The 19,944-nt window shown below is 42.6% G+C and carries 17 protein-coding genes, 1 tRNA gene and 2 rRNA genes (1 of these 20 cut by a window edge); 3 read left to right on the forward strand and 17 right to left on the reverse strand.

Going from position 1 to position 19,944, the window contains the following annotated elements; genetic code table 11:
- Nucleotides 1-227: 227 nt before the first annotated feature.
- Together AC1MEO_RS10310 and AC1MEO_RS10315 are read right to left on the reverse strand one after the other, a co-directional pair.
- Nucleotides 228-1,172, reverse strand: coding sequence for a GAF domain-containing protein (locus AC1MEO_RS10310; RefSeq protein ID WP_480330100.1), 945 nt, complete (start codon nt 1,170-1,172; stop codon nt 228-230).
- Nucleotides 1,173-1,454: 282 nt separating this feature from the next.
- Nucleotides 1,455-2,300, reverse strand: a complete 846-nt coding sequence (locus AC1MEO_RS10315; RefSeq protein WP_480330102.1) for a DegV family protein — start codon at nt 2,298-2,300, stop codon at nt 1,455-1,457.
- Nucleotides 2,301-2,581: 281 nt separating this feature from the next.
- Between AC1MEO_RS10315 and AC1MEO_RS10320 the strand changes: the two genes are divergently transcribed.
- Complete coding sequence (locus AC1MEO_RS10320) at nt 2,582-3,346, forward strand: SDR family NAD(P)-dependent oxidoreductase (RefSeq protein WP_480330104.1); 765 nt, start codon at nt 2,582-2,584, stop codon at nt 3,344-3,346.
- 630 nt (nt 3,347-3,976) lie between these two features.
- On the opposite strand, the gene AC1MEO_RS10325 is transcribed toward AC1MEO_RS10320, so the two are convergent.
- The 5 genes from AC1MEO_RS10325 to groES all read right to left on the reverse strand — a co-directional run bounded on the left by AC1MEO_RS10325 (nt 3,977) and on the right by groES (nt 9,797).
- On the reverse strand, nt 3,977-5,122 hold the full coding sequence (locus tag AC1MEO_RS10325; protein ID WP_480330106.1) for a macro domain-containing protein: 1,146 nt from the start codon (nt 5,120-5,122) through the stop codon (nt 3,977-3,979).
- Between the two features lies 1 nt (nt 5,123).
- The gene (locus AC1MEO_RS10330) at nt 5,124-6,467 is read right to left on the reverse strand and encodes a DarT ssDNA thymidine ADP-ribosyltransferase family protein (RefSeq protein ID WP_480330108.1); all 1,344 of its coding nucleotides are present in this window, start codon (nt 6,465-6,467) and stop codon (nt 5,124-5,126) included.
- 463 nt (nt 6,468-6,930) lie between these two features.
- Entirely contained in the window at nt 6,931-7,668 is a 738-nt protein-coding gene (locus AC1MEO_RS10335) for a TIR domain-containing protein (RefSeq protein ID WP_480330110.1), read from the reverse strand.
- Nucleotides 7,669-7,849: 181 nt separating this feature from the next.
- On the reverse strand, nt 7,850-9,481 hold the full coding sequence (gene groL / locus AC1MEO_RS10340; protein ID WP_480330112.1) for a chaperonin GroEL: 1,632 nt from the start codon (nt 9,479-9,481) through the stop codon (nt 7,850-7,852).
- 31 nt (nt 9,482-9,512) lie between these two features.
- The gene (gene groES / locus AC1MEO_RS10345) at nt 9,513-9,797 is read right to left on the reverse strand and encodes a co-chaperone GroES (RefSeq protein WP_006831533.1); all 285 of its coding nucleotides are present in this window, start codon (nt 9,795-9,797) and stop codon (nt 9,513-9,515) included.
- A 115-nt stretch (nt 9,798-9,912) separates the two neighbouring features.
- Here groES and AC1MEO_RS10350 point away from each other — a divergent pair, with 115 nt between their 5' ends.
- Nucleotides 9,913-10,836 (forward strand): CPBP family intramembrane glutamic endopeptidase, encoded by a 924-nt coding sequence (locus AC1MEO_RS10350; protein ID WP_480330115.1) that lies wholly within the window; start codon nt 9,913-9,915, stop codon nt 10,834-10,836.
- A gap of 52 nt (nt 10,837-10,888) precedes the next feature.
- On the opposite strand, the gene tatC is transcribed toward AC1MEO_RS10350, so the two are convergent.
- The 3 genes from tatC to AC1MEO_RS10365 form a co-directional block, all read right to left on the reverse strand.
- On the reverse strand, nt 10,889-11,650 hold the full coding sequence (gene tatC / locus AC1MEO_RS10355; RefSeq protein WP_480330117.1) for a twin-arginine translocase subunit TatC: 762 nt from the start codon (nt 11,648-11,650) through the stop codon (nt 10,889-10,891).
- A 12-nt stretch (nt 11,651-11,662) separates the two neighbouring features.
- Nucleotides 11,663-11,863 (reverse strand): twin-arginine translocase TatA/TatE family subunit, encoded by a 201-nt coding sequence (locus AC1MEO_RS10360; RefSeq protein WP_480330119.1) that lies wholly within the window; start codon nt 11,861-11,863, stop codon nt 11,663-11,665.
- A gap of 90 nt (nt 11,864-11,953) precedes the next feature.
- The gene (locus AC1MEO_RS10365; protein WP_480330121.1) at nt 11,954-12,586 is read right to left on the reverse strand and encodes a redox-sensing transcriptional repressor Rex; all 633 of its coding nucleotides are present in this window, start codon (nt 12,584-12,586) and stop codon (nt 11,954-11,956) included.
- A gap of 132 nt (nt 12,587-12,718) precedes the next feature.
- On the opposite strand from AC1MEO_RS10365, the gene AC1MEO_RS10370 reads away from it, so the two are divergent.
- On the forward strand, nt 12,719-14,656 hold the full coding sequence (locus AC1MEO_RS10370) for an ABC-F family ATP-binding cassette domain-containing protein (RefSeq protein WP_480330123.1): 1,938 nt from the start codon (nt 12,719-12,721) through the stop codon (nt 14,654-14,656).
- Nucleotides 14,657-15,036: 380 nt separating this feature from the next.
- On the opposite strand, the gene tsaD is transcribed toward AC1MEO_RS10370, so the two are convergent.
- The 7 genes from tsaD to AC1MEO_RS10405 form a co-directional block, all read right to left on the reverse strand.
- Nucleotides 15,037-16,056 (reverse strand): tRNA (adenosine(37)-N6)-threonylcarbamoyltransferase complex transferase subunit TsaD, encoded by a 1,020-nt coding sequence (gene tsaD, locus AC1MEO_RS10375; protein ID WP_480330125.1) that lies wholly within the window; start codon nt 16,054-16,056, stop codon nt 15,037-15,039.
- Entirely contained in the window at nt 16,049-16,504 is a 456-nt protein-coding gene (gene rimI / locus AC1MEO_RS10380) for a ribosomal protein S18-alanine N-acetyltransferase (RefSeq protein WP_480330127.1), read from the reverse strand. Before rimI ends, tsaD begins: the two co-directional genes overlap by 8 nt.
- On the reverse strand, nt 16,501-17,196 hold the full coding sequence (gene tsaB, locus AC1MEO_RS10385; protein WP_480330129.1) for a tRNA (adenosine(37)-N6)-threonylcarbamoyltransferase complex dimerization subunit type 1 TsaB: 696 nt from the start codon (nt 17,194-17,196) through the stop codon (nt 16,501-16,503). Before tsaB ends, rimI begins: the two co-directional genes overlap by 4 nt.
- Nucleotides 17,193-17,645 carry a tRNA (adenosine(37)-N6)-threonylcarbamoyltransferase complex ATPase subunit type 1 TsaE gene (gene tsaE / locus AC1MEO_RS10390; RefSeq protein WP_480330131.1) on the reverse strand — a complete coding sequence of 151 codons (453 nt, stop codon included), beginning with the start codon at nt 17,643-17,645 and terminating at the stop codon, nt 17,193-17,195. The genes tsaB and tsaE overlap by 4 nt, the downstream gene beginning before the upstream one ends.
- A 141-nt stretch (nt 17,646-17,786) precedes the next feature.
- Nucleotides 17,787-17,859 (reverse strand) — tRNA-Asp (locus AC1MEO_RS10395).
- A gap of 13 nt (nt 17,860-17,872) precedes the next feature.
- Nucleotides 17,873-17,988: ribosomal RNA gene (gene rrf, locus AC1MEO_RS10400) — 5S ribosomal RNA — on the reverse strand.
- Nucleotides 17,989-18,060: 72 nt separating this feature from the next.
- A 23S ribosomal RNA gene (locus AC1MEO_RS10405) occupies nt 18,061-19,944 on the reverse strand; it runs 1,048 nt beyond the window's last position.

Consider the following 19,944-nt stretch of genomic DNA (forward strand, 5'->3'; position numbering starts at 1 on the left):
ATACCATCTCATGTTTTCTTTAACCTTATACAGTTTACACGAAACGCGGCTTGGTGGAAAGTAGAGGGCTTTGAACGGGCCGCGCGCCGTGCAGAGTATTGAGTTATTCTTTTACGTTCCAGCAACAAATTAACCTCCTAAAAGATCAACACCTGGCTTTCTTCCATATAAAAAACGCCAATCCCGATAAACGAGTTGACGCGCCACCTGTATAAATCTGCTCCGTTTCACAGGCTAAAGAACTTATAGGTATTCTTTCCGGAGGTTTTGGCCTCATACAAAGCCTGGTCCGCATGTTTAAGAAGCATCTTCAACTCCTCCACGCAATCGGCCGGGTACGTTACAATCCCAATACTGGTGGAAAGTTGATAGTCCTCGTCCCAGGTCCTCAAACCGTCAAGTACACGTTCAGCCTCCTTTTGCACTTCTTCTTTGGTGGACATGGAGGGAAAATGCATGACAAATTCGTCTCCCCCTAGTCTGACCGCAAAAGCGTCGCTGTGCTGGGCCGCAAAATTTTGAAGTTTCCTTGCGACTTCCTTTAAAACCAAGTCTCCCGTATCGTGGCCATATTTGTCGTTCACCTTTTTGAAGCCATCCAAATCCAGAAAGAGGATCGTGCCGCCATCAGCGGAATGATTTTCAAAGAAATTGGAAAGATAACGCCTGTTGTACAGATCCGTCAATGCGTCTCTGTAAGCAAAGCGCTCCAGATCCAGATAATAGGTGAACATCCGGACGATTTTCTGCAGCAGCTGGATGCTCTTGTTGTCAAAGTGGCTGACTTCATCGTTTATTGCACATAATGTACCAAATTTTTCTCCGTTCATAAGAGAAATTGGAAGGCCCAAATATGACCTGATATTGGCATCTTCGAACACATTTCTTATATCAGCCAAATTGCTTTCTTGCCTCATATCTTCATATATCAAAGGTTGTTTTTCCTCAAAATCAATGCGGTTACAAACAGTATCATTCAGATTTATGACCATTCCTTCAGTTACGAGAATGTTCGTGTCCTCATTTGAAAGTTTGAGAATAACTTGCTGCGTATCGTTGAGAGAGCTTAAATATATCAATTGATCAGGCAGAATTTCTTTTGCAAGATCCAGAACATCGCTGGCCAGCTCATCAAAATTCTTGTACATCTCCAATTCCTGAAAGCTTGTCACCCTAAAGCACCTCGATTATCATTAAATTCTAATTTTATCAATCCATCAACTATCAAATGAAATACAGCCGACTCGACTCTAGTTCTCTTATTTCCAACAGGAAATATATTACTTCATTTATTAAATTTTAACATATACTGTTATAAGGTGTAAGACAATTCACGGCTAAGGTAAGGACCGTTAAAAATATCTTCTTGAAGGATCGGGACAAACCAAAAAAGGACCGAAACCATTGCGGATTCGCTCCTTTGCTGTACAGGTATTAAAATTTATGATGAAAACTTAATAAGCAACCCAGCTTAAACCTGTAGTTCCTTCACCCGCGTGTACCCCTACACAAACACTAAGTGCAGCAATTTTTACTTTTAACTCCGGAAACTCCTGGACCAACTCGTTCTTCCAAACTTCTGCATCAGGTGCGTTATTGCAATGAATAACCGCAACTTCCGGCACCGTGCCCGTCGCCATGTCCGCACGCAGGGACAGGGTCACCTTCTCTTTTGCCCGTTTAGTTAAACGGACTTTTTCTTTCAGGACCGTTTTCCCGTCTTCAAAACTGATGACCACTTTAATGTTCAGCAAATTACTGACAAATGCCTGCGTTCCAGAAACGCGTCCACTTTTATGCAATTGGTTCAAGCTCGAGGGAATAAAGGACAACCTCGATTTAGCGGTCATTTTAGTGATCGTTGCAATCACTTCTTCTACGCCTTTCCCATCTGCAAGCAAACTGTCTCCAACTTCAATCATTTTAACCATCGGAAAAGAACCGATTTTCGAATCGATGGGATAGACCTTGAAGTTTGTCATCTTCGCAGCTGCCTGTGCGCTTTCAAATGTCCCAGAAAGTCCGCTCGATAAGTGCAAGGCAATTGCAAAGTCATACCCTTCCAACTCCAGCTTTTCATATAAAGAAACCATCTCGCCAATTGCTGGCTGCGAGGTTTTAGGTGAAACTTTCGCTAAGTGTAATTTTTCGTAAAACTCTTTTTGTGTAAGATCGATGGATTCCCGAAATGACCCGTCAGAAAAAACAACACTGAGGGGCAGGATGTGTACATGATGTTGTTGGATGAAAGCCTCATCCAATTGCGCTGCTGTATCCGTAATCCAAGCGATTTTTTTCATTGAAAAAATTCTCCTTTTTAAGCAAATCCCTAAAAGGAATCCGCATTCGACTCCTACTAACTTACATTACGGAGCAGCTTTGAAACCAGTGACAGCTGTCATAAAAGCAGAAATTTTCTAACGGCCGACATAATATAAACATATTTCATTTAACGCATAAAAACCTTGAATCTCGGAGCGGGGTTCTCCGCCCGAAGAATATCATCACATCATTTGCTTTCCGGTTAATACTAACAGTACGATAGCTGTGTATCACAATAAATTTCAGTGGGGGAATTGGGATGAAATACACCATCATTACAGGCTCCAGCTCAGGCATTGGATACGAAACCGCATTAGCTTTTGCATCACGGAACAAAAACGTCATTCTGGTCGCAAGACGGGAAGCTCAGCTTAAAGCGTTAAAAAATGAAATCCTTAACATGAACGCTGACCTGGACGTCGTCATTAGAACCGCAGATCTTTCTGAAAGTGAACAAGTTCATGATTTATACGAGAGCCTGAAAGAATACGAGATTGAAACCTGGATCAACAATGCCGGCTTTGGAAACAGTGCGCCGGTTGCTGAACAGGCGGTAAAGAAAATCGAAAAGATGCTTCGTGTAAACGTTGAAGCACTTACAACTCTCTCCACACTTTACACACACGATTATTCCGGCAAAGAAGGCACACAATTAATCAATGTCTCGTCTGACTTAGGTTACAGGATCGTACCAAATGCTGTATCATACGCTGCAACCAAATTCTACGTGAGCGCATTTACAGAAGGGTTGGCCCAGGAACTGCGCGACCAGGACTCCCCAATGAAAGTAAAAATAATTGCGCCGGCTATGACCGAAACCGAGTTTGTGAAAACAGCCCGCGAGCTGGATGAGTTCAGCTACAGCGACAATGTCCAAAAATATCACACCGCAAAAGAAATGGCCCACTTCATGCTGGAACTTTACGACAGCGAGAAGACTGTCGGGAAAGTAAATAGCGAGAACTACGAATTCGAATTAATGGATCCTATTTTTCCTTATACTTCGAAGCGTACAGCTAAGTGATTTAACTATACCTTTCCATAAATAAAGCTGCATTCCATTTTCGGAATGCAGCTTTATTTTATCGGCGCCGTCCCCTTTTTAATACCAGTCTCTTATTTTACAAAGAAAAATGATTTAAAGATGAACAAAGCTCTTTTTTCAAAAAAAAAGAGCTTGAAACCCGAACATCATCGGGTTTCAAGCTCTCGATTCATTTCTGCGTTACATCATGCCGCCAATTGATGTTGCTGATTCTGGACTGAAAAAGACGCAAAACATGTTCTTATTTTGCTTATCGAACTAATGTTAAAAGTAAGAAAAAATTTAGGGTATAAGACGCTATATCTACTACTGAGAATTATTTATATATTATGCTTAAAGATTCGCATAGACAATAACCAAAATTTGGAGTAACATACCGCCTTTTACTTTCGTAAATTATGTTAAAAAAATCGGCCTCCACATTTCAGAACAAAAAATTTTTAAATGGTGCTTATATTCTTCATGCAGTAGCAGGAAGGTACATTCTTCTTTCATTGTATACCCTTTCTGTATCTTCAAAATAGTCTACTGATTAACATGGCAAAGGCAGTTATTATCTTACTAGAGATGAGTTTATTTTTACTTCCCCCTTAATTAGCCCTATCGTACTTATATTTTTTTTAAAAATTTTAACAGTGGTAAAACATTCGGTCTCTTTGTTAAAGAGTTTACTCCAATTTTTTGAGCTGCCGAATTTTTATAAAACTCTATTTCTTTATCCCAGTAATTTATATAAAATATTCCACCATTAAATTCATGAATCTCTTTAGCGAATTTCGTTATATATTCCATTTCAAGGCTATTAAACATCACTATATCTCCAAGTTTCATACGCAATTTAAGTGAATTAACACTTTCGTAATTTTTCCATTCTTGATCTGGTTTCGTCGTTGATAATACAACAATCTTTTCATAGTCCCATAATGATTCTAAATCTTTACGAACTTTTAATTGTAAAATTCCAAATGGAATAACTAATAAAACTTCAAAGCCTTTAGATAGTATCTCTTTTGCTAAATCTTTTTCATAGCTGCTTCCCCATCCGATAGTAAAAACGAATTCACCTACAGGAAGTTCATTTATTATCTTTAACAAAGCACTTTTTTCTCTATCACTTGATTTGTAATTAGTTATAAGAGCTATATTTTTTTTATGAAATAATTTAGTATTTCCCCTACAATATATTTCACTTGTAGAATGTTTTATTAACCTTAATGGATAATGTTCATCATCCGGTAAAAGCTTTCGAATATCTTGTTCCTTTAGATGAATATTTTCCGACTTATGATTAGATATTTTTGTAGAACTACTGGGTTCAAAGACTAGGATTTGCGCATTTAAATCACTCAAGTATTTATTAATCATAACTTTTACTTTGTCCCAGTCAAGCCCTCCATGTCCACAGCCCAAAGCAGGTAAAGTTACAGTAGAATTCTCTTTTTCTGAGAGGAATTGCCTTAACCAAATTAACCCTTCTTCTATATATTCATATTTTGAAGGATTTTTCCAGTGAACTTTTGTTGGAAAGTTAACTATAGTAAAGGAAGAAAACAAATCTTCATCCTTCCATACATGAGGTTTACCTGGTTTAAGCTCATTTCTTTTACAAACATTATAATAATCAATAAACATATCTGGATACTTTTTTTTGAAGACTAAAGCAACACCTTTACCCATAACACCTACACAATTAACAGTATTTATTCGAATATCAGCATCATAATCAAAAAAATCACCTGATACGAATTTTATCATTTTAAATCTCCTTAACTATTTTTTTAATGAAACTCGGCAATTCCCGTTCCATTTCACTACTCCAAATAGGGTTAATTGCAGAAACATCCGCAATTGAAATAGCAACTAACATATTTAATTCATTTTCATCTATATTTAGTTTTAATAATTCTGTCTCGCTTCTACCACTTGCAAGAATATCTCCAATTATGTCATGGTAAACGACCAGTAAGCAAATTTTCCTTATTTCATATTCAGATATTACTTTAAATTCCTCAACTAGAATTCTTTCAAGCATAGGAATTGAATCTGCTGGATGATCTGGATATGTAGCTTGAATTCCATTTTTCCACTTCGACTTAGGGCCTTTCCCTATGTCGTGTAAATAAGCAGACAATGTCACCAAATTTTTATCATCTTCAGACAGGCTTCTATAATAATTGTTATCTACTAATTTGCTGACAACCTGAAGTGTATGATCGCTAACATTATTATTATGTACTTTATTGTCTGTTTCTAATTCAAAAATATCTGCTAACTCTTTTAAAAAACAAAAATCTTCTTCTATTTTTAATAATGCGTCAGTAATACCTTGAAAAGTACTTTGTTTTGAGTCTTCACTTTTTCTTTTTTCTATAATTTCCTTTATTAAGCTCTGAAAATAATTAAAAAGGAATATTGGTCCAGTTATTAAAGTTTCGTTTTTTCTATTTTTCATATAAAATTTTGTAAAAAAGAAATATCTACCACTAAAAGGCTCGTAGGAAATAGCAGGTGACTGTAGTCCATGATCTTTATAAATCTCTTTAATTTTTTTTCTACAAATATCATTAAAAACAACATAGCTGTCTATCCATTCGACTGGAACTTTTTTGTATGTAAGTACTTCGGCCATTCGAGCACGTAGCTCTTCGGCGGTACCACGATGCCATCTTTTAGTATCAATCAAATTCCAATTTAGATTGTCTAAGTCTTCCGGATTGCTGTAAAAACCAGGATGAACCTGAGCATTTGCAGATGCATCAGTAAATATAACATTAGCATTTAATAATTTTTCTATTGATATAGCAACAAATACTACTAATGGCTGATCAATATTTTTTCTATTAAGTATACCTAATAACATAGGATTTATTGTCGCAAAATAAAAAGGAACGTAATCATGAATTTTTCCAAAAGGTTCAATTGGAACATTCATCTGACTTCTCCTTTGTTGAATATCTTCATTTGACAAGTCAACATGTTCAACACTTATTTTTTCTTTTTCATTGGTCGACAAAAGACCATGTTTCACTATCGATTCGATATTATCAATATGGGTAAAGTGATAAAAATATTTCCCTTTATACTTTGGTGGAATTTTCATAAAGCTCTCCTTTAATTAAAAGATTCTTAAGTGCTCATATACTTATTCATATATTTATTATATTTTGGTCTATTGAATAAAAATATATTTTTTGAATTTTTAAACATTTATATTGTATACTTCCTTATTGTTTTGATACTCTACAAAATAGGACCTGAACTATTTGAAATGGAGATGCTGGAATAGCTCTTGTAATAAAAAATAACAAACCGTTAGAGTTTTAAAACCATTAATTAGATTAAATTGACAAGAAAAAATCTTTGTTTGCCTTTTACTTCAGTCTCCCAATGTATTGTTTCATTCGCTTTTACTTTGGGCGCTCTAATATTAAATCCTTTATCCTTTAAGTAACCTAGGTGATAAAATAATTAAAAAAATTTGTTATCTTTTCTTTAATGATAATTTATTGTCATGATTTGAATTACAAAACATCACTAAAATTATTTTAAGACTAAAAGATTCATTAAATATTCACTCTAAGATCAGCTGCTCTTAATTCTTTGAGTAATAACAATTCAATTTCTTCAATGGATTGATTAAAAGGAATATATGCTATCCCATCAATATCACTTGGTTTTTCCACCGACTGTTTTATTAAACAGCAAACACTTTGCCTTCCTAATTTTCCGTAAAAGAAACCTAATTCAAATAACACGTTCTGTCTTGCCCTAAATTGCAAATTGGGATTGACGCCTTCCTCATAGTAGGATCCGACATCGTCAGGTGTAAGTAAAATTACTGCGTAAGAAACCTCTGAGTATTTCTCAAATTTCTCTATTAGTGTCATACCGCTATTTGCTTGCCTGTTTAAAACTATTGGTTCCAAGCCTGCTCTCGTTAGTATAAGTTCTGCTTCATTTAGCACAGTTTTATTTCTACCGTGAACTATAAATACTTTTTTATCATCTATTGAAATTTTTTCAGTCTGATTAGTAATATGAAATTGAGGTAATTCTTCTTCTAACGTTTCTATGTAATGAATCAAAGCTTTATATCCTATATCATTAATTGTCTTTTTAGTAGAAGAGTAATGGAACTCTTCAAATTCAAATTTAGGTAAGTTTAATTGTTGTACGTTTCTGTTGAGAATCGTTATGTACTGTTTGAATGCATTGGCATAATAATAGTCATTACGGTAATTTCTTATATCTTTTATCGTTCTTTTAATTTGTAAAATTGCTTCCTTACTCTTTTTTTCCATATAGTTTATCTCTCCCCAAACCTAAATCCTAAATCCTAAATCCTAAATTAGTTAAATCATACCATAAATTCCATAGTGTTATCAGAAAACTCAATGAGAATTGAAATTTGCTATTTTCTTTCAAAATAAAGAAAAGCTCCTCCTCACATTGTGAGGAGGAGCTTTTTAATGCGTTAATGAATTACATCATGCCGCCCATGCCGCCCATATCAGGCATTCCGCCGCCTTGTCCTGCTGGTTCTGGAATGTCTGCTACTACCGCTTCAGTCGTCAAGAACATAGCTGCAACAGATGCTGCGTTCTGAAGTGCTGAGCGCGTAACTTTGGTTGGATCGACGATTCCTTCTTCCACCATGTTGACCCATTGGCCGTTAGCCGCGTTGAAGCCGATGCCGACTTCTTCGGATTTCAGGCGGTGAACGATGATTGATCCTTCAAGGCCTGCGTTTGTTGCGATTTGGCGAACTGGCTCTTCAAGTGCACGAAGCACGATGTTGACACCAGTTGCTACGTCGCCTTCCTGCGTTTCAAGAAGTTCAGCCACTTTGCTGTAGACGTTGACTAGCGCTGTACCACCGCCGGCAACAATTCCTTCTTCTACTGCTGCACGCGTTGAGTTCAAGGCATCTTCAATGCGAAGTTTGCGTTCTTTCAACTCAGTTTCGGTAGCCGCTCCAACTTTGATGACTGCAACGCCGCCAGCCAATTTCGCTAAGCGTTCCTGCAATTTCTCTTTGTCGAACTCAGAAGTTGTTTCTTCCAGCTGGTTGCGGATCTGTGTAACACGTGCGACGATTTGTTCCTGGTCGCCGGCGCCTTCCACGATGGTTGTGTTTTCTTTCGAAACAACCACTTTTGATGCGCGCCCAAGCTGAGCGATGTTTGTTGTTTTCAATTCAAGTCCAAGATCCTCTGTAATCACTTCTGCGCCAGTCAAGGCTGCGATGTCTTCAAGCATTGCTTTACGGCGGTCACCGAAGCCTGGAGCTTTAACAGCAACAGCGTTGAACGTGCCGCGTAATTTATTGACGACCAATGTTGCCAATGCTTCGCCTTCAACATCTTCAGCAACGATCAACAAGGGTTTGCTTTGCTGAACAACTTGCTCAAGGATCGGAAGGATTTCCTGGATGTTGCCGATTTTCTTGTCGGTAACCAAGATGAACGGGTTATCAAGAACTGCTTCCATTTTATCTGAATCCGTCACCATGTATGGAGACTGGTATCCACGGTCAAACTGCATGCCTTCTACCACATCAAGTTCCGTCGTGAAGCCGCGTGACTCTTCCAACGTGATGACGCCGTCGTTGCCGACGCGCTCCATCGCTTCAGCGATCAGTTTGCCGACTTCTTCGTCGCCAGATGAAATAGCTGCAACCTGTGCAATCGATTCTTTGCCTTCGATCGGTTTAGAGATGGCTTTCAGTTCCGAAAGCGCGCTTTCAACGGCCAATTCGATTCCGCGGCGGATGCCGACAGGATTCGCGCCAGCTGTAACGTTCTTCAAGCCTTCACGGATCATTGCCTGTGCAAGAACCGTTGCTGTAGTTGTACCGTCACCGGCGATGTCGTTTGTTTTAGAAGCAACTTCCGCAACAAGTTTCGCTCCCATGTTTTCAAAAGCATTTTCAAGTTCAATTTCTTTCGCAATCGTTACACCATCATTGGTGATGAGTGGCGAACCGAATTTTTTTTCAAGAACCACGTTGCGCCCTTTTGGCCCAAGTGTCACTTTTACTGCATCTGCTAATTTATCTACGCCTTTCAGCATTAAACTGCGTGCGTCTTCACTGAATCGAATATCTTTTGCCATGTTTAGCTTCCTCCTGTGTCGTCGGTTTATTTTAGCCTAAAACTGCTAATATGTCGTTTTCACGTAAAATCAAATATTCTTTGCCTTCGTATTTTAATTCAGATCCTGCGTATTTCGAGAAGATGACGCGGTCGCCAGCTTGCACGTCCAATTCTGTGCGCTGCCCGTTTTCACGGATAAGTCCATTTCCTACAGCGATCACATGGCCCTCCTGCGGTTTTTCTTGTGCTGATCCCGGCAAGACGATACCGCTTGACGTTTTTTCTTCCGCTTCGATGAGCTCAATAATTACACGATCTCCTAGTGGTCTTAACAATTGAAACACCCTCCTCAAATTATCTAAATGTTCTCGCTTAGCACTCTCAACCTCTGAGTGCTAACCCACTACCAAGTTTAATAAAATCTTCAGTCTTTTGCAAGTGGTAACCATCATGATTTTGATTTCTTTGCGGTTGGCCTCTGAAAGCTCTACAATAGAAAGAGCATCCATCAGTGAAAGGAATTACATCATGCCCACCAAACGAAAAACCTTTATAGACAATTTTTTTAAAAATGATAGCACGTCTCGGCCAAAAGCTAAACAGACCAGCGGCCACCGCCCGAAATCCCAAGGCAAAAAGACGCCGCTGTATGTATTATTGATTTTTATCGCAGCACAGCTTTCACCGATCCTGTTTATAGCTCCCACCTTGAGTTATTTTCAAGGGCAAGGCATGGACCGTGCAGCTGCCGGCGCCGCTACATCAGGCTGGCTGATTTTCCTGACCATGGGCATCGGCTTTGTTCTTACGCTCCTCGTGATTTTCCGGGACAAGCGCTTTTTTGATATCTGGAAAGGCAAGAAATCCAGCGTCTTCATGTCAGTCGTCTGGGGCTTTCTTGGCTTCTTGCTGTTGCTGATCGGGCAATCGATTGCCGCTTTAATTGAAATGAAGTTTCTCGGCATCGAGCCAGGCTCTGATAATACTGCTTCATTAGTCAACATTGCTGAAGCGGTGCCGCTCGCTATCGTTTCAATCGTATTGTTTGGACCGATTCTTGAAGAACTGGTCTTCCGCCGTGTGTTGTTTGGTTCACTCAACCAAACAACCAATTTCTTTTTCGCGACAGCAATCAGTGCTTTAGTGTTCGCTTTGATCCATTTCGACTTTACGCACTTGCTGCTGTACTTCACTACCGGATTGATCTTGGCGTTTTTATACCAGAAAACGAAAAGCATCATCACACCGATCATCGCCCATATTTGCCTGAACGGCTATGTCATGCTGATTCAGCTCAATATGGATAAGATTTTAGAGTTCCAAAAACAGATGGAAGAACTTCAATCTGCAGGATTCTTCTTCATCTTCCAATGACCATCAAATAAGAAAAAACCTTCCCCGATCTAATTCGGTGGAAGGTTTTTTCTTATTCGATCGGTTGTTGTTCTTCGATAATTTGCTGCTGTTCAGCTTTAAGGAACTTTCGGTAGCCGATTTTGGCGATGATGACACTGAATTCGTACAGCACGATCAATGGCAAGGTCACAATCATATGCGAAACGATGTCCGGCGGGGTGATGAACGCCGCGATGACCACCAATCCAAGATAGGAATACTTGCGGTATTTCGTCATCAGCATCGGTGTGATGATGCCAAGTCTGGTCAAAAACAGCATCAGCACAGGCAACTGGAAAATCAGGCCGAACGGCAGCGTGATCTGGAACAGGAACTGAAAGTATTCATTGATGCCGATGGTCTCCTGTATATCCATATTATCGGAGATATTCAACATAAATCCGATGACGTAAGGAAACAGGATCAAATAGGCAAACGCGATCCCCCCAAGAAACAACAGCAGGGAAAACGGAATATAACTTAACGTTGCTCTCCGCTCTTTATCGAGAAGTCCTGGACTGATGAATGCCCAAAACTGATACATGATCAAAGGGGACGTGATGATCAACGCTAAAATCATCGTGACCTGCATGAAAATCTTCAGCGGATCTGTAATTTTAAACGCGTTCAAGGTAAGGTCTCTTGCTTCTTCCGTGTATTGCAAATATTGAATCAAAGGCTGGGCAATAAAAAAGCTGACAATAAGGGCCAATATAAAGAAAACGACTACAATGGTCAGCCGTTTTCTCAATTCAACTATATGTTCAACTAAAGTCATGTCTTTTTCTGTCATCAGACAAACATCCTATCGTATTTCCTTTTGCTCATCTTTCTTCTTCAGTTCTACTTTTTTATCGTCGTCTTCATCGTCTACAAGTCCCTTTGTAGCGTTTTTGAACTCACGCAAAGACGAACCGAATGCTTTTCCAAGTTCCGGCAGCTTTTTAGGGCCGAAAACTAGCAAGGCAACAACACCGATAATGATGATACTCATTGGACCTGGCATACGTGGCACCTCCTGTATTATGGCTCTATTTTACATCATTGCAGCTGTTTTGGCTATTTGGAAAGGGCGTAAAAATGTGAAGGTTTTAAGTCATTGCTGTTTGATCTGATAAATCAATGTCTGCAATTCAACTGACAGGTCGATGGTCTGGACACGGATATGGTCGGGCACTGAAATACGCACCGGCGTAAAATTCAAAATCCCTTTGATATCGGTCTTCGCCAAACGGTCTGTCACTTCCTGTGCGGATCGTGACGGCACTGTCAAAATGACCAGTTCCACCCCATACTCTTTGATTTTCTCTTCGATTTTATCAGGATGGTACGTATTGATGTCGCTGATCTTTTCGCCTTCGAGTGGGCTGTTCGAATCGAAGGCCACAATGATTTTCGTGTTGTGGTTGCGATGGAAATTATACTTTAAAAAGGCACTGCCGAGTCCCCCAACACCAATCAGCGCTACATTTGTAGCTTCGTCCTGATCCAATGTCTTCCGGAAAAACAGCAGCAGCTCCTGTACATCATAACCATAGCCTTTTTTTCCAAGCGCACCCAGATGGGAAAAATCACGGCGGATGGTGGCAGAATCAATTTTCATTGCTTCGCTCAATTCCTGCGAGGAAATCCGTTTTTGTCCGGCATTCGCGAAGTTTTGAAGGAAACGGTAATACAGCGGAAGCCTTTTGGTCGTGGCTTGCGGAATTTTTGATGGCTCATGTAACATACGCTTTCGCATCCTCCTGAGGTGTTGTCAAATCGCTTTCATCTTACAATAGGAGACTTGATATGTAAAGGCTTGCGCAATTGCGAACAACTGTCCCATCAGCTACACTTAAAGGGAATAGAGGTGACCTACATGATTGTTTTACAAGTAAATCAAGTCTATAAATCATTTGGTGCGGAAGAGATCCTGTCGGGCGTCAAATTGGAAGTACAGCACCGTGACCGCGTAGCATTGGTAGGCCGTAACGGTGCAGGAAAATCCACATTGCTGAAAATCATCGCCGGTGAAATGTCCCACGACAGCGGGGACATCAGCATGCCGAAAGATTTGACGATCGGCTACCTGGAACAGCAGACCAATTTAGAGTCGGACGCCACCGTTTGGGATGAAATGATGACCATTTTCCATCATTTCCGTGAACAGGAAGCGCAGCTTCGCCACCTGGAAGCACAGATGGCCGAACCTGACATATACAATAATCCTGCAGAAAACGATAAAGTTATGAAGGAATACGACCTGCTGCAGAATGACTTCAAGGACGCAGGCGGCTATCAATACGAAGCGGATACACGGGCCATCCTAAACGGCATGAAATTCTATCCGGATGACTTCAACAAAAAAGTAGTGTCGTTATCCGGCGGCCAGAAAACGCGCTTGATGCTGGCGAAGCATCTTCTCAGTAAGCCCCAACTGCTGATTCTCGATGAGCCGACCAACCACCTGGACATCGAAACGCTAAGCTGGCTGGAGAACTACCTGAAGAATTACCCGGGTGCTTTGCTGATTGTTTCCCATGACCGTTATTTCCTTGATCAAGTTGTGACGCTGGTCTATGAAGTTTCCCGCCACCGCGTCAAAAAGTATACCGGCAACTACAGCCGATACTTGGACGAAAAAGCTAAGCAATACGAATTGGACCAAAAGCAATTCGAGAAACAGCAGGGTGAGAAAGCCAAGCTGGAGGATTACGTTCAGCGCAATCTGGCGCGGGCTTCAACGACTAAAATGGCACAAAGCCGCAGGAAGACCCTCCAGAAAACTGATTGGATGGATGCCCCCGATGGCAATGAAAAATCAGCCCGCTTCGGCTTCACCATCGACAAGCAAAGCGGCAATGACGTTTTGAGTGTCCAGTCGCTGAAGATTGGCTATGCCAGCAAACCAGTTTCTGAGAATGTCTCATTCAAGCTGTACCGCCAGGAAAGCTTGGCGCTGGTCGGCCCGAACGGCGTCGGCAAATCAACTTTGCTGAAAACCATCATAAAAGAGCTGGAGCCGCTCGATGGCGACATCCATTACGGCACCGGCATTCAATTTGGCTACTACGACCAGGAACAGGCCAATTTAAAAGGCAATAAGCCCGTCTTGAACGAACTTTGGGATGATTATCCCCTCATCAATGAAAAAGACATACGCGGCATCCTGGGACGTTTCCTGTTTACCGGCGACGATGTACTGAAACCGGTCTCTACACTTTCAGGTGGCGAGAAGGCACGCGTTGCCCTTGCCAAACTGATGATGCAAAAAGCCAATGTTCTGTTGCTCGATGAACCAACCAACCACTTGGACCTCGACAGCAAGGAAGTGCTCGAGAATGCTTTACTGGATTATCCAGGCACCTTACTTTTCGTATCACATGACCGTTACTTCATGAACCGGATCGCCACCAAAGTCATCGAACTTAGACAGGACGGCACAACCGAATACCTGGGTGACTACGATTATTACGTGGAGAAGAAGCTGGAAGTTGCTGAACTCAAGGCTCTTGATGAAGCCGGTTCGGTTACCGAAGTGAAAAAAGCTGCAGCTGCCGCTTCCACTTCGCAGATTGATAAGGAAGCGAAAAAACTGGAACGCCAGCTCGTCCGCCAATCTGAAGAAGTCGAACAGGCTATGGAAAAATTGGATTTGCAGATTAGCGAAATCGAAGAGCAATTATGCGAACCGGAAATCTTCCAGAATCACGAGCGCGTCCTGCCGCTTCAAAACCAATTGGAAAGCTTGAAAGCAGCTCACGAAGAAACGATGACCCAATGGCTTGAACTTCAGGAAAAAATTGAAAGTATTTAATTTAGACCGGCTATTTCTATAGCCGGTTTTTTGGTCTCTATATATAGGTCAATAGGTTTTTGTGAAATATTTATTTCCACAGATTTCTCCACAATCCTTCGCTTGTCTAATCAACTGTCAACAGACTTTTGCACATTATCCACAGGTCAATGAAATGTTATCCACATAGTTTTCCACTCTAAAGCACACAATATATAGGATAACCACCTTTTACCCCCTAGTTAGTAACAGCTTATTCACAAATTGTGCATAAGTACAAATGTTCTCTATTGACAGATCAATTTTGTTTTTGACTGTGAAAGTCTGAATTTTATGGTAAAAAAAAGCAAGTAATTTCACACATTTCAGAGTTCCTGAAATGATGAAATTACTTGCTTCTATTAAATCCATGATATTAAAGGCATGCCCGGCCGACCATTCATGGCCATTGTGCCATAAAGTTCTTTTTCATACATAAGGGTTCCTGCTGCGGCAATCATCGCCGCATTATCAGTACACAGATGCAAGGAAGGAATATAAAATGGAATGTCCTTTTGCTTGAATGCTGCTTGCAATGAGTTCCGCAATCCTTTGTTCGCTGCAACTCCACCTGCTGCAATCACTTGACGAACCTTGTATTCCTCAGCTGCACGCACAGTTTTTCCAGTAACCACTTCCACTACACTGTTCTGGAACCCGGCAGCCACATGCTCAGGAGCAACCTCTTCCCCGCGCTGTGCTGCATTGTGCATATAGTTCAATACGGATGATTTCAATCCACTAAAGCTGAAGTCATATGAGCCTTCTTCCAGCCAAATTCGCGGAAATACTACCGCCTTATCACTGGCATGCGCCAAACGGTCAATATGCGGACCGCCTGGATATGGCAAATTCAAGGTCCGGGCGACTTTATCGTAGGCTTCACCCGCTGCATCGTCGCGAGTTTCGCCGATTACCGTAAAATCTCCATGCTCTTTCATATAGATCAATTCAGTATGTCCGCCTGAAATGACCAACGCAAGAAGAGGAAATTCCATTTCCTGTTCCAAGCGGTTCGCATAAATATGCCCCGCTATATGATGAACACCAACGAGTGGCAGCTGGTGCGCAAAAGCAAAGGCTTTTGCAGCGTTGACGCCGATCAGCAAAGCTCCAACCAATCCCGGGCCTTCAGTGACCGCCACTGCATTCAGTTGATGCGGTTCCATTCCTGCCAGCTGCAACGCTTCTTCAATGACCAAGGTGATTTGTTCCACATGATGTCTTGAAGCGATTTCCGGCACTACGCCACCAAAGCGTTTATGGCTCTCAATTTGAGAAGCCACAACATTGGAGATGATTTCCGTGCCATTTTTGACAATAGAAGCCGCTGTTTCATCACAGCTCGTTTCAATTCCCAGTATATAAATGTCTTTATTCATCAAAGTTCACCCACATCACTATGGCATCTTCGTAATTATCCGTGTAATACCGCTTACGGATGCCTCCATTTTTAAAGCCTAATTTCCGGTAAAGATTTTGTGCTACTGTATTGCTGACACGGGCTTCTAAAGTCATCAGGACAGCGCCATTCGCTTTCGCTGCATCGATGGCCGCCTGCATCAGGCCTTCTCCCATTTTTTTACCACGTTGGTCGGGGTGAATGGCGATATTCGTGACATGCGCTTCATCCATCACCAACCACATTCCACAATATCCGACAATGCCTTCATCGGTTTCAGCAATTACGTAATACGCATGCTCATTACCGATCATTTCATGAAAAAAAGCATCTTTTGTCCAAGGCAAGGTAAAAGACAAAGTTTCTATCTCATAAACCTGTTCAATGTCTGCAACCGTCATTTTTCTGAATCTGACTGTTTCATTCATAGGACTTGGCCTTCTTGCGCTTTATTGTAATTTGCTTCTGCTTCCGTAATACGGCGATATTCAGGAACAGCATGATGAACATCGCTCTCCTGAGAATCCTGTGCCAGGAAAATCAGATTTGATGCCCTCGGCAACCGGTTCTGAACCCCACTGAAATGAGCCGCATCTCCAAGCATGTCCACAATCAGCTCTTCGTGAAGCATCGCATCAATCCCCGTGAACAGCACAGGGCGGCCAAGTTCTTTGATCTCCGTTAGAAATTCCTTAACATCACTGTGTTGATCAGCCAGTACCGGCTCCAAACCAACACCTTCATATAAGCCAATAAAGGCCGTACCGCGACGAGCATCCATTACTGGACAAACGAGACCATTAAATCCCAGCCCGTTCGCAGCAAGCACCTTCAGGCTGGACACAGAATGAAGCGGTATTTTCAATGACCATGCCAAAGTTTTCGCAATGGTCAATCCGATACGCACACCTGTGTATGAACCAGGTCCTTCAGCTACTGCAATATGAGTCAGGTCAGCAGGCAACACCTTGGCTTTTTTCATCATTTCCTCAATCGCAGGCATTGCTGTTAACGAGTGGTTGATTTTTAAATTAGACGTTTCTTCTATTAAGACCTTGCCGTCCTCTATTAACGCGATCGCCAATGGAGAATTCGAGGTATCGATTCCAAGATAGATCATAAGTTTAGCTCCCTGCAAATTTTTTCGTAGCGTCTGCCAATCGGATGCAGAGTAATCTTGCGCCCTTGCTCAGATTGCCGATCAATGGTGATTGCCAGACGTTCTTTTGGTAGATATTCTTCTATAAATGTTGCCCATTCAACCACCGATACTGCTTCGCTGTTGAAAAATTCATCAAATCCGATGTCTTCGTCACTGTTTTCGAGACGGTAAACATCAAAATGATTCAGTTCCAGACGGCCGGAATACTGCTTTAGGATGGTGAAGGTCGGGCTGTTGACCATCCGTTGAATACCGAGACCTTTTGCCAAGCCTTTGGTGAATGTGGTTTTCCCAGCGCCTAAGCCGCCTTCCAGCGTCAATAGATCTCCCGGTTCCAACAGGTAAGCCAAAGTTTCCGCAAATGCTTCGGTTTTCTCTGGTGAATTCAGTGTAATTGTATACGTCATTTGTCATGTCACCTCTATTGAGTCTTTACCCAGTTTAGCGAAATTGCTGCAGTAAATCAAAATATATTGTTTTTCCAGTGGTTTACAATGAAAACAAAAAAAATAAACACAGCAGGATCGCTGTGTTCATCATTAAAATTACGGTCCCGACCGGGATCGAACCGGCGATCTCCTGCGTGACAGGCAGGCATGTTAACCGCTACACCACGGGACCAAAAAAAAAAACAGACCAGCGACGTCCTACTCTCACAGGGGGAGACCCCCAACTACCATCGGCGCAAAAGAGCTTAACTGCCGTGTTCGGGATGGGAACGGGTGTGGCCTCTTTGCCATCATCACTGGACTATTTGGTTGAGCTTGTTCGCTCAAAACTGGATACACGACATTGATTTCATGCAAGAATCTGTACGGTTGGTTGGTTAAGTCCTCGATCGATTAGTATTCGTCAGCTGCACGTGTCGCCACGCTTCCACCTCGAACCTATCTACCTCATCGTCTTTGAGGGATCTTACTTGCTTGCGCAATGGGAAATCTCATCTTGAGGGGGGCTTCGTGCTTAGATGCTTTCAGCACTTATCCCGGCCACACATAGCTACCCAGCGATGCCCTTGGCAGAACAACTGGTACACCAGCGGTGTGTCCATCCCGGTCCTCTCGTACTAAGGACAGCTCCTCTCAAATTTCCTGCGCCCGCGACGGATAGGGACCGAACTGTCTCACGACGTTCTGAACCCAGCTCGCGTACCGCTTTAATGGGCGAACAGCCCAACCCTTGGGACCGACTACAGCCCCAGGATGCGATGAGCCGACATCGAGGTGCCAAACCTCCCCGTCGATGTGGACTCTTGGGGGAGATAAGCCTGTTATCCCCGGGGTAGCTTTTATCCGTTGAGCGATGGCCCTTCCATGCGGAACCACCGGATCACTAAGCCCGTCTTTCGACCCTGCTCGACCTGTACGTCTCGCAGTCAAGCTCCCTTCTGCCTTTACACTCTGCGAATGATTTCCAACCATTCTGAGGGAACCTTTGGGCGCCTCCGTTACTCTTTAGGAGGCGACCGCCCCAGTCAAACTGCCCGCCTGACACTGTCTCCCACCCCGATCAGGGGTGTGGGTTAGAATTTCAATACAACCAGGGTAGTATCCCACTGACGCCTCCCCCGAAGCTGGCGCTCCGGGCTCAAAGGCTCCTACCTATCCTGTACAAGTTGCACCAAAATTCAATATCAGGCTACAGTAAAGCTCCACGGGGTCTTTCCGTCCTGTCGCGGGTAACCTGCATCTTCACAGGTACTATAATTTCACCGAGTCTCTCGTTGAGACAGTGCCCAGATCGTTACGCCTTTCGTGCGGGTCGGAACTTACCCGACAAGGAATTTCGCTACCTTAGGACCGTTATAGTTACGGCCGCCGTTTACTGGGGCTTCAGTTCGCACCTTCGCTTGCGCTAAGCACTCCCCTTAACCTTCCAGCACCGGGCAGGCGTCAGCCCCTATACGTCACCTTACGGTTTTGCAGAGACCTGTGTTTTTGCTAAACAGTCGCCTGGGCCTATTCACTGCGGCTCTCTCGGGCTATACACCCTACCAGAGCACCCCTTCTCCCGAAGTTACGGGGTCATTTTGCCGAGTTCCTTAACGAGAGTTCACTCGCTCACCTTAGAATTCTCTTCTCGCCTACCTGTGTCGGTTTGCGGTACGGGCACCTCCCGCCTCGCTAGAGGCTTTTCTTGGCAGTGTGAAATCAGGGACTCCGAGGCTAGGCCTCTCGCCATCACAGCTCAACGTATCAGGAATGGGATTTGCCTCATTCCACGCCTCACTGCTTGGACGTGCACAACCAACGGCACGCTCTCCTTATCCTTCTGCGTCCCCCCATTGCTCAAACGGCGGGGAGGTGGTACAGGAATATCAACCTGTTGTCCATCGTCTACGCCTATCGGCCTCGACTTAGGTCCCGACTAACCCTGAGCGGACGAGCCTTCCTCAGGAAACCTTGGGCATTCGGTGGACGGGATTCTCACCCGTCTTTCGTTACTCATACCGGCATTCTCACTTCTAAGCGCTCCACCAGTCCTTGCGGTCTGACTTCAACGCCCTTAGAACGCTCTCCTACCACGGACATCTACGATGTCCATCCACAGCTTCGGTAATCCGTTTAGCCCCGGTACATTTTCGGCGCAGTGTCACTCGACCAGTGAGCTATTACGCACTCTTTAAATGATGGCTGCTTCTAAGCCAACATCCTGGTTGTCTAAGCAACGCCACATCCTTTTCCACTTAACGGATATTTGGGGACC

Source organism: Planococcus sp. BI3 (assembly GCF_056680115.1).

What these genes read in the sequence shown, in the direction of transcription:
- tatC (WP_480330117.1), bottom strand. Translation starts at nt 11,650, where the DNA reads ATGACAGAAAAAGACATGACTTTAGTTGAACATATAGTTGAATTGAGA.
- groL (WP_480330112.1), bottom strand. Translation starts at nt 9,481, where the DNA reads ATGGCAAAAGATATTCGATTCAGTGAAGACGCACGCAGTTTAATGCTG.
- AC1MEO_RS10325 (WP_480330106.1), bottom strand. Translation starts at nt 5,122, where the DNA reads ATGATAAAATTCGTATCAGGTGATTTTTTTGATTATGATGCTGATATT.
- tsaD (WP_480330125.1), bottom strand. Translation starts at nt 16,056, where the DNA reads ATGAATAAAGACATTTATATACTGGGAATTGAAACGAGCTGTGATGAA.
- AC1MEO_RS10350 (WP_480330115.1), top strand. Translation starts at nt 9,913, where the DNA reads ATGATTTTGATTTCTTTGCGGTTGGCCTCTGAAAGCTCTACAATAGAA.
- AC1MEO_RS10330 (WP_480330108.1), bottom strand. Translation starts at nt 6,467, where the DNA reads ATGAAAATTCCACCAAAGTATAAAGGGAAATATTTTTATCACTTTACC.
- tsaB (WP_480330129.1), bottom strand. Translation starts at nt 17,196, where the DNA reads ATGATCTATCTTGGAATCGATACCTCGAATTCTCCATTGGCGATCGCG.
- AC1MEO_RS10320 (WP_480330104.1), top strand. Translation starts at nt 2,582, where the DNA reads ATGAAATACACCATCATTACAGGCTCCAGCTCAGGCATTGGATACGAA.
- rimI (WP_480330127.1), bottom strand. Translation starts at nt 16,504, where the DNA reads ATGAATGAAACAGTCAGATTCAGAAAAATGACGGTTGCAGACATTGAA.
- AC1MEO_RS10370 (WP_480330123.1), top strand. Translation starts at nt 12,719, where the DNA reads ATGATTGTTTTACAAGTAAATCAAGTCTATAAATCATTTGGTGCGGAA.
- AC1MEO_RS10360 (WP_480330119.1), bottom strand. Translation starts at nt 11,863, where the DNA reads ATGCCAGGTCCAATGAGTATCATCATTATCGGTGTTGTTGCCTTGCTA.
- AC1MEO_RS10315 (WP_480330102.1), bottom strand. Translation starts at nt 2,300, where the DNA reads ATGAAAAAAATCGCTTGGATTACGGATACAGCAGCGCAATTGGATGAG.
- AC1MEO_RS10365 (WP_480330121.1), bottom strand. Translation starts at nt 12,586, where the DNA reads ATGTTACATGAGCCATCAAAAATTCCGCAAGCCACGACCAAAAGGCTT.
- AC1MEO_RS10335 (WP_480330110.1), bottom strand. Translation starts at nt 7,668, where the DNA reads ATGGAAAAAAAGAGTAAGGAAGCAATTTTACAAATTAAAAGAACGATA.
- tsaE (WP_480330131.1), bottom strand. Translation starts at nt 17,645, where the DNA reads ATGACGTATACAATTACACTGAATTCACCAGAGAAAACCGAAGCATTT.